The sequence below is a fragment of the Metabacillus hrfriensis genome (genome assembly GCF_030127205.1).
In the GTDB taxonomy this organism is placed as follows: domain Bacteria; phylum Bacillota; class Bacilli; order Bacillales; family Bacillaceae; genus Bacillus_P; species Bacillus_P dongyingensis.
Map to the genome: position 1 here is coordinate 760,967 of NZ_CP126116.1, position 14,268 is coordinate 775,234.

The 14,268-nt window shown below is 38.4% G+C and carries 11 protein-coding genes; 7 read left to right on the top strand and 4 right to left on the bottom strand.

From position 1 onward, the window contains the following. Positions 1 to 831 precede the first annotated feature (831 nt). On the top strand, positions 832 to 1,383 hold the full coding sequence (locus tag QLQ22_RS03920) for a nitroreductase family protein (RefSeq protein ID WP_223439861.1): 552 nt from the start codon (positions 832 to 834) through the stop codon (positions 1,381 to 1,383). Between the two features lie 131 nt (positions 1,384 to 1,514). On the opposite strand, the gene QLQ22_RS03925 is transcribed toward QLQ22_RS03920, so the two are convergent. After that, positions 1,515 to 2,282 (bottom strand): alpha/beta hydrolase, encoded by a 768-nt coding sequence (locus tag QLQ22_RS03925; protein ID WP_284016035.1) that lies wholly within the window; start codon positions 2,280 to 2,282, stop codon positions 1,515 to 1,517. 174 nt (positions 2,283 to 2,456) lie between these two features. Here QLQ22_RS03925 and QLQ22_RS03930 point away from each other — a divergent pair, with 174 nt between their 5' ends. Together QLQ22_RS03930 and QLQ22_RS03935 are read left to right on the top strand one after the other, a co-directional pair. After that, entirely contained in the window at positions 2,457 to 3,047 is a 591-nt protein-coding gene (locus QLQ22_RS03930; protein WP_284016036.1) for an NAD(P)H-dependent oxidoreductase, read from the top strand. Positions 3,048 to 3,522: 475 nt separating this feature from the next. Next, entirely contained in the window at positions 3,523 to 4,956 is a 1,434-nt protein-coding gene (locus tag QLQ22_RS03935) for an alkaline phosphatase PhoX (RefSeq protein WP_284016037.1), read from the top strand. A 500-nt stretch (positions 4,957 to 5,456) separates the two neighbouring features. Here the strand turns inward: QLQ22_RS03935 and QLQ22_RS03940 are convergent, their stop codons facing one another. Further along, positions 5,457 to 6,143, bottom strand: a complete 687-nt coding sequence (locus QLQ22_RS03940; RefSeq protein WP_284016038.1) for a class I SAM-dependent methyltransferase — start codon at positions 6,141 to 6,143, stop codon at positions 5,457 to 5,459. A gap of 133 nt (positions 6,144 to 6,276) precedes the next feature. On the opposite strand from QLQ22_RS03940, the gene QLQ22_RS03945 reads away from it, so the two are divergent. From QLQ22_RS03945 to QLQ22_RS03960, 4 genes are all read left to right on the top strand, one after another. Continuing rightward, the gene (locus tag QLQ22_RS03945) at positions 6,277 to 7,158 is read left to right on the top strand and encodes a LysR family transcriptional regulator (protein ID WP_223439873.1); all 882 of its coding nucleotides are present in this window, start codon (positions 6,277 to 6,279) and stop codon (positions 7,156 to 7,158) included. Between the two features lie 1,484 nt (positions 7,159 to 8,642). Further along, complete coding sequence (locus QLQ22_RS03950) at positions 8,643 to 10,571, top strand: S8 family serine peptidase (RefSeq protein ID WP_284016039.1); 1,929 nt, start codon at positions 8,643 to 8,645, stop codon at positions 10,569 to 10,571. Between the two features lie 274 nt (positions 10,572 to 10,845). After that, positions 10,846 to 11,247, top strand: coding sequence for a DoxX family protein (locus QLQ22_RS03955; RefSeq protein ID WP_223439877.1), 402 nt, complete (start codon positions 10,846 to 10,848; stop codon positions 11,245 to 11,247). A 278-nt stretch (positions 11,248 to 11,525) separates the two neighbouring features. Beyond that, on the top strand, positions 11,526 to 11,819 hold the full coding sequence (locus QLQ22_RS03960; RefSeq protein ID WP_223439879.1) for an RNA polymerase alpha subunit C-terminal domain-containing protein: 294 nt from the start codon (positions 11,526 to 11,528) through the stop codon (positions 11,817 to 11,819). Between the two features lie 205 nt (positions 11,820 to 12,024). Here QLQ22_RS03960 and QLQ22_RS03965 read toward each other — a convergent pair whose 3' ends face one another. Further along, positions 12,025 to 12,624, bottom strand: coding sequence for a TetR/AcrR family transcriptional regulator (locus QLQ22_RS03965; protein WP_223443140.1), 600 nt, complete (start codon positions 12,622 to 12,624; stop codon positions 12,025 to 12,027). Further along, the gene (locus tag QLQ22_RS03970; protein WP_284016040.1) at positions 12,584 to 14,146 is read right to left on the bottom strand and encodes an FAD-dependent oxidoreductase; all 1,563 of its coding nucleotides are present in this window, start codon (positions 14,144 to 14,146) and stop codon (positions 12,584 to 12,586) included. The genes QLQ22_RS03965 and QLQ22_RS03970 overlap by 41 nt, the downstream gene beginning before the upstream one ends. Positions 14,147 to 14,268 lie beyond the last annotated feature (122 nt).

The following is a 14,268-nucleotide window of genomic DNA, read 5'->3' on the forward strand; positions in this document are numbered from 1 at the left end:
TAGAGCATGATTGAGTACTCAACCTGGAGTCCCCCTAGTTTTTGAGCACTCAAAGAGAGCAGTTGAGTACTCTAAATGAATAAATTCGGGATTTTGAGCACTCATAGAGCATGATTGAGTACTCAACCTGGAGTCCCCCTAGTTTTTGAGAACTCAAAGAGAGCAGTTGAGTACTCTAAATGAACGAATTCGGGATTTTGAGAACTCAAAGAGAGCAGTTGAGTACTCTAAATGAACGAATTCGGGATTTTGCGAACTCAAAGAGAGCAGTTGAGTACTCTAAATGAACGAATTCGGGATTTTGCGAACTCAAAGAGCGCAGTTGAGTACTCTAAATGAACAAATTCGGGATTTTGAGCACTCAAAGAGTATGATTGAGTACTCAAATTGAATGAATTCGGTATTTTGAGAACTCAAAGAGCGTGATTGAGTACTCACCCTGGCCTCCCCCCTAGTTTTTGAGAACTCAAAGAGAGCAGTTGAGTACTCTAAAAGAACGAATTCGGTATTTTGAGAACTCATATAGCTCAGTTGAGTACTCTAAATGAACAAATTCGGGATTTTGAGCACTCAAAGACCGTGATTGAGTACTCAACGTGGCCTTCCCCTAGTTTTTGAGAACTCAAAGAGCGCAGTTGAGTACTAAACTGGATTACAAAGCGGTGATGTACAAAACACTCCTTAAGTCCGCTTCCTATTAACCCTAGAAGATGAATACAATATCTCTCCTTCAATAAAGAAGTCACCAGTCTTAAATTGACGAAAAAAATACAGAGTGATACTATTGCTTTAGATGATAGTGAAAATCGTTATCAATTGGAGGAGAAAAAGATGATTCAGCAGCAATCTATTTCAGCAGTAATACGGGAAAGAATCTCAATCAAATCAAATTACCTTCCTCTTGAGGTAAAGGAAGAAGATATTGTAACTCTGCTAAATGACGCTGTCTGGGCGCCTAATCATGGTCTAAGAGAGCCCTGGCGGTTTTTATTTGTAAGCGGAGAGCGGAAGGAAGCTTTTATTCAGACTGTTCTTGCGTGCTACGAAGCAAAAGCACATGAAAAAGTTAGGTCAAAGCTTGCAGATGTTCCTGCATTTTTAGTTGCCATTATGCCTGAAGATCCCCGCCAGAAAATATGGGAAGAGGATTTTGCGGCGATCAGCACCCTTATTCAAAATCTGCAGCTGCTTGGCTGGGAAAAAGAGCTTGGAATGGTATGGAAAACGCCAAATCACATGTATGACCCAAAATTCCGCCGTGCCATAGGAGTTCAAAATGGTGAAAAAATCGTTGGCATTCTGCAGCTTGGCTATTTTGATCCTGCCCTGCATGTGAAAGATAGAAAACGGACGAATGCATTGGAAAAACTAAGTTCATTTTGAGAAAGATCCTTTTGTTTTCATGAATAAAGCTTGGTAAATTCAATGAAATTTCCCATACTTAAAAAATCCGTATTTCCCGGATCGAACGATAAAGATGCATGAATCCTCGAATGGGTTCATGCGTTTTGAATTTACGAATATAAATACTTAAAAATCTCGGGCACTCTCTTTCTCCATGCTGCTTCATTGTGTTCAGCATCTTCGATTACTTCATAGCGGCAATCGCTAACCTTTTCTTTTAGAATATCATATACGGCATCACTGGAATCAATATAATCCTGATGATGAAAGGAAGCAGTTATTTCTTTTGTGCCGACATCCATATAAAATTTTTCAATTGCTGACAAATCACTATCTTTTATCAAAGCTTCTATCTCTTTTTGATTAAACCAATAAGCAGATGAGAGAGAAGCGGTTTTTCTGAAGATATGCGAATAGTTGCAGGCGGCATATGTAGATATTAATCCTCCCATCGAACTTCCAGCCATTGAGGTTTCATCAGGAAGTGTGCGATACTTGCTGTCAATCAGCTGCTTTAATTCATGAACGATGAAGCTGATATATGCATCGCCTTCGCCTCCAAGATCTTCATCCTGTCCAAACAAATCCTGAGCGAGACTGCGGTTAATCCACGGACCATATTCATTAAATCGATTGTATCCGGTATGATTGCAGTCGATGCCCACCACAATCAATTCTTGGCCACTTTGTTCAAGATAATCTTTTATTCCCCAGCTGAACCCAAAGCTTGCATCACGGTCTTCAAATAGATTCTGGCCGTCGTGCATGTAAAGAACTGGATAAGATTTAGAGCTGTCTCTGTAGTTTTTAGGTAAAAAGACTGTAATTCGCCTTTCCCGTTCAAGTGTTGAGATGAATACTTCAAATTTTTCAATCATGATCGTACACTCCTGTTTAAGCTAGCTTGATATTTATATTATAGTGAAAATTTTAGAATATAGCTTGAAATATATAGCCATGACGGCAACTGCAAAACAGAAAAATATCAAACAAAATCATATTATTCTCATACTCCGCAAACAATAATAAAAAAGCGATTTTAGGAGAATGAAATGAATATATTGATTATTTATGCTCATCCGAATCCGGAAAGCTTTAATGCAGCGATATGTGATGCCGTGGAAAAAGAATTTAAAAGCAAAGACTTTCAGGTGAGAAAAAGAGATCTCTATCAGATGAAGTTCAACCCCATTTTGACAGAAGACGACTATTCATCCTTTTATCAGGATAAAGTTCCAGCTGATATTCAGGCGGAACAGAGTGAACTTATATGGGCAAATATTTTTGTCTTTGTTTTTCCAACATGGTGGGCCGGGATGCCGGCGATTTTAAAAGGGTATTTTGACAGAGTTTTTACAAACGGTTTTGCTTTTCGGTATTCTGATGAAGGTCCGGAGGGATTGCTGAAAGAAAAACAGGCACTAATTTTCCAGACTACAGGGCAGCCTGAGAAGTCTTTGAAGCCCCCGCAATTGACAATGGCCATGCAGGCATCGTTTGATGTTGGCATTATGAATTTTTGCGGAATCGAAACGCTCGCCCACAAGTTTATTTATTCGGTTCCATATGTTGATGAAGAGACACGGAAAATAATGCTGAATGAAGTCAAAGAAGTTGTTGAAATGATTGGGAAACAAAAATAAAAAAGATCTTCCTGTAAACTAACGGGTTCGGTTCAGAGGTGCAAAACATTAAAACAGCATAGTAAATAAGACAACATTTAACACCCCAATTATCAGCATAATTGGGGTGTTTTATCTTCCAATATAACCTTTTCAACTGTGTGATTTGAAATGGAAATAATGGTTATTCAGCAAGCTATTCAAAAAGCCTTATACGTAACCTGCATGGAAAAAGGCAATCCACAGAGAATGGATTGCTCTTTTTAGTTATCCCTATTAAATAAATAAAAGTAGCTTAGTGGCAAATAGACAAACGGGTTCAGAAGAAACGAAAATCCTGAGTCCAATAGAATGTGGAACCAGGTTGCCTAATTTCTTTTTTACATTTTTAAACTGATTTTATACTGAATTTTAACAAAACTCGGATTTTTACTTAATAATTTACATTTAATCTATTACTGATATAAAAAAATATTGGTGAGGAGATATGTACTTTATGAGTAGTCAAACATCTAATAATGGCATGAATAGGAGAGATTTCTTAAAAGCGGGAGGAATGGGCACACTTGCTCTAACCCTTGGATCGACTGGAGTACTAGCACTCGGTTCAAAAGCATTTGCGGATGCTGCCGATAATCCAGCCAGCGGATTTGGCGGATATGGCCCTTTGGTTCCGGATCCGAATGGTATTCTTGATCTTCCAAAAGGCTTTCATTACAAAATTATTTCCAGAGAAGGCGACCTGATGACAGACGGAAGCAAAATCCCTGGAGCTTTTGATGGAATGGCTGCATTTGAAGGGCCAAACAATACAACTATTCTTGTTCGTAACCATGAATTAAAGGATGGCCCAGCATTTGGAAGCAATCCATATGATGCAGCTGCTTTAGGTGGTACAACGGCTCTAGTTGTAGGTCCAAATCGCGAAGTTATTAAAGAATATGTAACATCTTCAGGAACGATCCGAAATTGTGCGGGTGGTGCTACACCTTGGGGTACTTGGCTGACTTGTGAAGAAACACGTTCCGAAACACACGGATATGTATTTGAAGTAGATCCACAGCAGCCGGAGAATGAAATGTCCAGAACCCCAATTAAGGAAATGGGGCGCTTTTCTCACGAAGCTTGTGCCATCGACTCTGCGACAGGTTATGTATACTTAACTGAGGATGCAAGCCCAAGTTACCTTTACCGTTTTATTCCAAATGACTTGAGCCAAAAACCAGGCGCGTTACAAAAAGGCGGTAAGCTTTATGCAGCTGCGATTGAAGCGGTAACTGATCCAACAGCAAGCACCTTTAAAACAGGACAAACATTTAAGATTGTTTGGAAGGAACTAGATCCTCATTTATGCCGCGAGGACGCTAAGGAACAAAACTGCATTGAATTCAGTAGACTAGAGGGAGCGTTCTTCCAAGAGGGTGTTTTCTGGTTCGATGACACCTCTGCCGGTGACAAAAAACTTGGACGCGTTTACCGTTATATTCCTCACACTAATACATTGGAGCTTTTCTATGAGGGAAATGATGCACGAGAAATGGAATATCCGGATAATATCTGTTGTACTCCATGGGGCGACCTTTGGTTTGCAGAAGATGGTTCAGGCCAAGATCGTATTATGGGAATTACCCCAGAAGGCAAGGTCTATCCTTTTGCCGCCAACCGTTTAAGTGGTGATGAATTGGCAGGCCCAACCTTCTCACCAGATGGAAACACACTTTTTGTCAATATTCAAAGCCCAGGCAAAACCTTTGCCATCTGGGGACCGTTCCAACGCAGAAACTCTGCGCGCGCAAGGGACATGTCTTATGCTGCTCCTGCAAATCTTGCACCGCAAGTTTCAGAAAAAGTGGCTAAGGTTGCCGAGAAACAAGGTATGTCCGTTCTAGAAGCGGCAGCATTTGAGCGCCACGGAGTAAAAATGATTTAAATTGTTTTACAGGATACCATAAAAAAGATGTAAACTAACACTTTGTATGGTTTACATCTTTTTTTACATTCCAGAGTATTTGTTGCAGGTGGACATTAAAGTGGGATCACATGTCCAGATAACCTACACTTTGATAGTAAAGGAAACCTTTGTGGAGTGGAAGATTTTGGATCGGCTTTTGTATGCCTGATACTAAAGATATTTTGTAATAAAGTTTGATCAAAATCCAGTATTGATTTAAACAGGATTTTTCTTTTTTGCTTTTGCCGATGTTGTAAAACTCCATGCGTGTTACTCCACTAAAGGGCCAAATCGTTGATTAAAGGAAGGAATTATTAGAAAATTAAAACTGAGCTTTAAGTTATTCAATTGTATGAGTTAGTTGAAGATCGGAATGGAATAAAATGTTTTTTTATCCTATTTTTTCAAAAATGATTATTCCATAAAGAATAGAAAAGCCCCTGAACAGAAGATGTCTAGGGGACACTAGTATGTTCCGGCTAAGACTTCCTTGCGAACAATACAACAAAATTAAAGTATTTATAGACACAATCTACATCTTTAAAACCACTATTTATTAGCCAATTAATTTGATTGACTAGTGTAGTCATCTTATCAAGTTTCATTCGCTCATGTGCTGCCTGAATTTCGATACCCTTTAAGCCACTCCTATTTATTTTATTTTTCCAATCATTTTTATAAATGGAATCTATAAATGGTGTATGACCAAGTACTTGATCAGCATTTATGAAAACCCCATCAGGATTCAATATGAAGTAAATATTATCGAACAACTTCTTTTTTGCTTCATCTGTTAAATGATGAATCGAAAGTGAGGACACCACAATATCAAACTTTTCTTCAAATTTATGCTCAGTATAGTCAGCAATCAGATAGTCAATATAATCATCTTCTTTAAATCGACTCTTAGCTTGTTCCAACATATTTTCGGAAATATCGATTAGTGTCATTTTTGCTTTCGGAAACTTTTTTCTTATGAAGGAAGAAAATAACCCAGTTCCAGCCCCTATGTCTAAGACCCTTGGTGATTCCTTATATGTCTCGATAATTGATATTGGAATGGAATAAAAGTCATCAAAACAAGGAATTAACTTCCTGCGTTGATTATCATATTGAAGTGCGTTTTGGTTAAACTTTTCTTTTACCTTATTAATAGTGGTATCCATAATTCATTCCCCCTGTGATGAATTTATATTACTAGAATAATCCAATTGTAAAACATTTTAGTATATAATGGAAAATAACAAAATTGTTGAAAATCGATAACTAACTGTTATTAATAAAAAGGGCTGAAATTTCATGGACATTAAGTGGTTAAAGACTTTTATAATAGCAGCAAAATATGAAAACCTTCGCCGGGCTTCTGAGGATCTCTTTTTAACACAACCAGCTCTCAGCAAACATATAAAAAGCCTTGAAAACCATTTGAATACTATATTGTTTGATCGAGTCGGCAAAAACATTTCTCTAACTCCTGCCGGTTATAAGTTTCTTTCATTTGCTACACAGATTGTAGAAAAATATGATAAGGGTATGGAAGAATTTGAAGGCTGGAAACAAGGATATAATCGCAAACTGACTATTGCTGTAGCTCCGCAAATCGCATCCTCTGTACTCCCGGATATTCTGCGGGGCTTTATAGATGAACATCCTGGTATAGAGGTCATTATAAATATTGTAAATTCATTCAAAATAGGGGAACAGATTAGACTTGGCAAAGCAGACATTGGCATCTCCAGAATGGAGCCTATTCAAAAAGACTTATCCTATGAAGTTATTCATCGAGACCCGGTTATCCTAGTGGCACCATATAGGAAGGAAAAAGAACAAAATGAACATCTTCCTGTTGAGGTAGAAATACTTAAACAATATAGGGTTTTAACAAATAACCATCCCACTTATTGGAGCAACCTTCTAACCGAGATTAAAAGATATTATCCAAGCATTCGGACAATGCCAGTTACTCAAATTGAAATTTCCAAACGGTTTATTGAAAAGGGATTAGGGGTATCATACTTGCCTTTATCTATGGTCCGCGAAGAATTAAAACACCAGAAAATGATCGAAGTAAAGCAAGATAAAATCCTTTCACCAATGTCTTTTACTTACGTTGTTACCAAAATCGAAACTCCTGAAGTGAAACTGTTTATATCCTTCCTAACAAAGGCATTTGAAAAATAGGAATAATGTTGATCACCCAAATAGGCAACTCAATTGGGCATTTTATTCTTGAACTAACAGATGCTTTTATTCAAGAGGGAGACAGTAATTTCTTACATATTGATGTAGATTGGATCTTCAACATTCGGGTGCGATTGCTTAACAAAGTGTCGCCTCTTCTTATTAAGGCAAAGGGCAGTTTAACAGAGTAAGCGGATACTGAAGTTCTTCTACATAAGGACCAGATAATTGAATAACACTTGGTTGTTAATTTGGATATTTTAAAATAGAGATTGTGAAGGAATATACTTATAGTAACGGGGCAGTTTAGTTTAATAAAAAATGCGTTACTGTTAAATAAAAAATGGTCAACCAAATATCTGGCTGACCTTACTCATAACTTAGCAATTTAATTTATTTAAAACAGAGAGATAAGAATAAGAGCAATAATTTATTACACTCCATAAATATCTATATTAATTTTTTTAGCTTCTGTAATAATATTTCGAATTAATGATTCAACGGTTTGACTTTTAGCTAATCTTGGACTCTGACCAGACCAAAGTGACATTAATTCTTTATTATTTTGTGCACTAGAAGTCTTTCTAATATCCTGGGTTAGTATATTTTGAACAGGAAAATCTGGAATATGGAAAAGTTAAAACAATATTCATTTATAGAAAAGATAAATATGTACCTACGGCATTAATTAAATTTAGCAATATGTTAGGTGAAGAGGATGGATTGTAAATAATAAGGTTTATTTTTAAAGGGTTAGCCATTGACCTGAATTATCTAGATTGTGAAGAATTAAAATTAAAGTAACGGGTGCTTGAGTTCAATAAGTGCGAGCCAGCTTCAACAGCCTTTTATCTTCAACATTCGGGTGCTTTTCTTCGATAAGACAACATAAATGATATTCAACAATCGGGGGCAATAATTGAAGAACGAAAAGGAACTCCATAAAAATCTGGAGTTCCTTATTTTTATTTACCCAATTAAATTGGTATTAGAATTAGCAGTACAAATAAACGCACTCTGCTGACCAGCATATGCTTGCTATTTCTTATGCTAATTTATGTGTTGAAAATAGCATTGTTTCCCTATATAACCCTTATAAATCAATAAAAAAACATACCAGAAGCTATGCTGATTTGTGAGCTATTTATACTGCTAATTAAGATGTTTGCACCCCGCAACCGAACCCGTTACCTGTAAACGGGAAGATCTTTTTTTACGCACAGCGTTTATTTTATAGAACTTTCGGGGAGCAAGAGCTGCAAGACTGAGGGATTTCTCTATCATAAGACTCATGAGACATGCTGCCAACAGGGGGGCGAGTATGATTTCAAATGTGAGAAAACCATTTCAAAATTTAGTCATTATATTTAGGTTTAGAGGTCTTTTTCCCAGTACAACAATCCTATGTTCATGTGATAGATTAGTAGAGTATAGAAGAAAGTGAAAAATTTTCTAATCTTGGAAACTCGGGGGAGCTGGTAGTTTTGGGAAAAGGCGTTAAGTTAACCGCTTTAATAACTTCACTTTGTGTAGCAGGAAGTGTTGTATTTATGCCGAATGTTCAGGCGGAAGCTGCACCGCAGAAGCAGCAGCTGGAGGAACTGAAGCTGAAGGAAGCGGGGTATGCATCATTCCGCAGCCATAATCGGTCCGGCGGAAAAGCGATGTTTAAAATGGAGAGCTATATCAGCAAACTTCCAAAGAATATGAAGAAGAGGCTTGAGCAGACAAGTTCAAAAAACTCGCTGTATGTCGTGCAGTTAAGAGGTCCAGTAACAGAAGCAGACCGATTATTGATTACAGGTACAGGTGCAGAAATCATTGAGTATGTACCTGATTATGCATTTGTGGTGAAGGCGGATAAAAAAGCGGTTCATTCTTTAAAAAAGGGAAAGGATACTGCGTCTGTCAAGGCTTACCTGCCATTATATAAGTTAGATCCAGCTCTATTTGAATCAGGATACAGCAAGCTCTTTGATGTTGAGTTAAAAGACGTCAACAAATCGAAGAAAAAATTGGTAAAGAAAAATCTTACAGAACTTATTGAATATGCCACTCAGGAAAATACTCTTTTTATAGCCAAAGAAAATACGTTTCAGCTTAACAACGATGCGGCAGCCGGTATAATGAAGGTCAATACAACAAGCAGCACTTATGGACTTTCAGGCGCAGGCCAGACAGTTGCGGTTGCAGATACCGGCCTTGATACAGGCAGAAACGATGCTTCTATGCATGAAGCATTCCAAGGCGGAAAGATTAAAGCACTATACGCATTAGGACGGACGAACAATTCCAGTGATCCAAACGGCCATGGAACACATGTAGCAGGATCTGTGCTTGGGGACGCTCAATTCAAAGGAATGGCTCCTAAAGCTGGACTCGTTTTTCAGTCGATTATGGATGCGGGAGGTGGCCTCGGAGGATTGCCGAGCAGCCTTAACACACTTTTCTCACAGGCCTACAGCGCAGGGGCAAGAATCCATACGAATTCTTGGGGCGCTCCTGCAGCCGGTGCGTATACATTAGAATCAAAACAAGTAGACGAATATGTCTACAATAACGATGATATGACTGTGCTGTTTGCAGCAGGCAATGATGGGCCGAGTGCCAAAACACTGAGCACACCAGGCACAGCTAAAAATGCGATCACAGTCGGTGCTTCTGAAAATAACCGTCCGTCATTTGGATCGTACGCGGATAATATCAGCCAAATCGCTGCTTTCTCATCTAGAGGGCTTACTTCAGATGGAAGGGTGAAGCCTGATATCGTTGCACCTGGAACATTTATTTTATCCACCCGTTCTTCGCTCGCGCCAGATTCAACTTTCTGGGCGAATTATAACAGTAAATATGCTTATATGGGCGGAACATCAATGGCCACTCCGCTTGTAGCGGGAAATGTTGCTCTGTTGCGCGAGCACTTTATTAAAAATAAGGGAATTACTCCAAAGCCTTCCCTTATTAAAGCGGTTCTGATTGCTGGTGCACAGGACCTTGGACTTGGCTATCCAAGCGGAAATCAGGGCTGGGGCAGAGTCTCTCTGGACAAATCAGTCAATGCTGCTTTTACAAACGAAGCAAAAGCACTCAGAACAAATGAAAAAGCAGCTTATTCGTTTCATGCTGCAAGCGGCAAACCGCTGAGAATTGCTCTGGCATGGACAGATTATCCTGGAAACCCATCAGCATCTGTTTCATTAGTCAATGATTTAGATCTTGTCATTAAATCACCTGGCGGAAAAACTTACACAGGAAACGATTTTATTTCTCCTTACAATAATCAGTGGGATGGAAGAAATAATGTAGAAACGGTTATTCTGCCAAATGCGGAAGCCGGGACTTATACGATTGAAGTGCAGGCATACAATGTTCCGTCAGGCACTCAGGATTTCTCTTTTGCAGTTGTACAATAGAACAGATAAAAGGAGCGGCTTCATGCAGAAGCGGCTCCTTTTTTGATGACATCATATCCATTAATGATTGTATGTTTTAAACGGCTAAATTTTTTCAGATTGATTTTATTGCAATAAGAGATTGACAGATAAGGAAATAAAGAATATAATTACTTTGAATTCAAGATATTTTAATTAAAAGTAATTTCCCTGCAAGGTCTGCATATAAATTAAAGAGTAAATTTTTTTAAGAATATATCTCGAATTAAAAATAATTGAAAGAAGGATGATCAGGATGTTATTAGATTTAGGACTTTTACTTATTCGTTTAGTGATTGGACTTTCGTTCATGGCTCATGGAGCACAAAAACTGTTTGGTTCATTTGGAGGTCACGGCATTAAAGGCACAGGGGGTTTCTTTGAATCAATTGGAATTAAACCTGGAGTTGCAATGGCGGTACTTGCCGGCCTTGCTGAGTTTGCCGGCGGAGCATTTTTTGCAGCAGGATTCCTTACCCCGCTTGCAGGAGCTGCATTAGCTGGCACAATGCTTATTGCGATTGTTAAAGTTCATGGACCAAACGGCTTCTGGGCTGCTCAAAATGGCTATGAATTCAACCTGACTTTGCTTGCTGTTGCAATTGGTGTAGCTTTAACAGGTGCAGGTGCTTATTCACTTGATGCATTATTCTTCTAAAAATAACAAAAGGAACTCAGTGCTTTATCAGTTCTGTACAGAGTGAAAAACAGTATATCGCAATGCAGGTTGCCCGCCATCTAGCAGTTTAAATGGCGGGCTTTTTCGTTTATATATTTGAGGCAGGTAATTGGACATTTATGCTAATATGGAAATATAAGTTATTCCATTAAAAAGATTACGGAATAAGGAGATAGCGAAACAAGCATCAAAATACTGAAAAAGTCATGTGGTGAAAGGAAAATAAATAATTACATAAGAAAAGGAGACATCTTATAATGACAACTTCACAAAAAAATTTAAGGACTTGTAATAAAGGGCACAAATATTATAAAAGCAGCGATTGTCCAACCTGTCCGATTTGTGAGCAAGAACGTAAACCTGCTAATGGATTTCTTTCCTTGCTCTCGGCACCAGCAAGACGAGCATTGGAAAACAATGGGATCAGTTCTTTGCAGGAGCTATCAAAATGCAGTGAAAAAGAGATTTTGCAATTGCATGGTATGGGACCAGCTTCTTTGCCTAAACTTAGGACTGCTTTGAAGGAAAATGGGTTATCATTCAGAAACTAAACACCAAGAATTAATACAGGAGTATGATTTTATTTGATTTTTTCTCAAGTAAATTATTAAAAATTATTATGAATGGCTGAAATATTTTCAGCGATTTTTTTGTTAATTAAAAATGAACGTTTATTCTGTACCATGAAAATAACCTTCTATAACTCCGAAAAACGACAATTGTCGCCGAAGGACTGGGGAATTGCGCTCCTCGCTGTTAAGAAGGCCTCACTACAAATCTCAATAATAAATCGACTTTTGGCATCTGATAATTTTCATCTCCCTGAATATTCAACGTCATTAGCCCGGAAAGAAGGGATAAATAGCATGATATCAGTTCACTAGGATTATCTTCTACAAGTTCCCCCTTCTTCTGTCCTTCAATGAATAGGGGTTCCAATATGTCGATGTAAGTCTTCATTGTATTCTCCTCAATAATCTTTTTGGCGGTTATTGGTACTTCATCTGACGTCCGAGCGTGATGCATCAGCATGAAATAAAGCTGGGAACCTTCATTGAGTATCTCAGCGGTTAACGTTTTTATTTTATCTAATGGGGACCCAGGCAGTTGATAGATGCTCTTGATTCCGGTAATTGATTCGTCTATTGCTTGCTGAACGAGTGTAGTAAATAGTTCGTCTTTGGATTTAAAATAGCGGTAGAGAAGCCCGGCACTTATTCCAGCTTCACTAGCGATCATGCTCATTTTCGTGCCAATAATTCCTCTTCGGGCAAAGACCTTGAGGGCTGCTTCTATAATTTGTTCTTTTCGTTCATCACGAATTTGCTGCAGCTGTTCTTCGTTTAAAGGTGCAATGATGTTTCACTCCTAGATTCATTTCATTATTATTTGCATTCAAATATTCATAAGCTGTTGAGGGAAAGGTTGGTATAATCTGAAACAATTGTTCATCAAGTGTCTGACCACTTGCCATTGAGAGTTCAGAGTGCAATTCTTTACTTTCGGAAGATGTTTCTTCAGAAGCAAGAATGGCAGCTAACATTTGCGAATTTATTATTTTATTTAGTGGTAAAAGTAAAGTATTCACCGCCCAATACAAACCATATCGTTCAAAATTACGTTTGGCAGTGGCATGTTTAATATACAATGCAAAGTATTTTTGGGCAAATTCAATCCCTTTAAGCGGTTTGCCTGCATATGTTACTCCTTGCCACGGCAGATCAGCAGCACAATTCAACCACCAGGCAGGTTCAACAATTTCATTCACTTTTTGGAGTATGTTGCGTTCAAAATAAGGCAAGGGATGATTCCGCTGTTCACGCAAGCAGGATTCTAACATTTCTGCTTCTATTGCAGCCATTGTAATTCCTTGGCCAAAAATCGGATCAAAATTGCAGTAAGCATCTCCTAAAACCAACAATCCGGATGGCCATCGCTCCATTTCTTCAAAGTGATGACGGACTAATTCATTTACTCTATAACCTCTAGGAGCTGTAATTGGTTCAAGCTCTTGCAGCACTTCTGCTATTAATGGATCGGCCAGCTGGGCAACCTCTCTTTCATATTCAGCGGCATTCGTCGTTGGATAATGCCCGCCAAGACTATAAAGTACTGTTTCAGCTATGTTATTCTCAATTATGGAAAATACCCCAGTTAAAGTCTTATTGGAGGGATCTCCAGCAATTCGAATGACATCCCACTTTACTGACAAATGAGAGGGAATCTTATAATGGCGAGTGCTGTAACCAAGCGAGACTTTGAGGATATCAGGATTTGGTACATCAAATCCGAGGTGCTGCAGCCATTTTCCCAATTTAGATGAACGGCCGCTAGTATCAATTACTAAGTCTGCCATCAGTGTTTTCTGCTGATCTAGTTGTTCTCGTTCTCGCACATGGACCCCTGTTACAACGGTTTGATCTGATGTCATTAGCAAGCCGATTACGTCAACTTTTGTAAGAAATTGAACATTTGAAATCCCTTTTACTCGCTGACGACATACCCACTCAAGCAGAGCTCTGCTGAATGTTGCATCATTTTCTGTGTTGGGCATTACAAGGGATCCATATTGATTGGTCTGGTGAATCATTTTATTTTGTGTGGATGGAGCGCCGCAAGTCAGTAATTCATCATTAAATCCAGTGAAGAATCGTTCCATTATCATTTTACCTCGAGGTGTAAATCGATGTGGGTGAAAAGCTTGAGGAGTGCCTGCGCGAATATCGGGTTTTACAGGCAGATCATCTTTTTCTATGATAAGCACTTCTGCATAATAATCAGAAAGTACTCTTGAAGAGAGTAATCCAGCCATTCCTCCACCAATTACAATCGCTCTTTCCCACTTGCCTTTTTTTAATGTTTCCCCTGTTTTGATCATCTTTATCGCCCCCATTAATATATTCATTACAAAAGCATTAATAATAAATTAGCTTGTAATGATAAATTAGCCCCGAAGAATGAATGAACAGTTCATTCAACAAAAGAATAAAATGAATTACA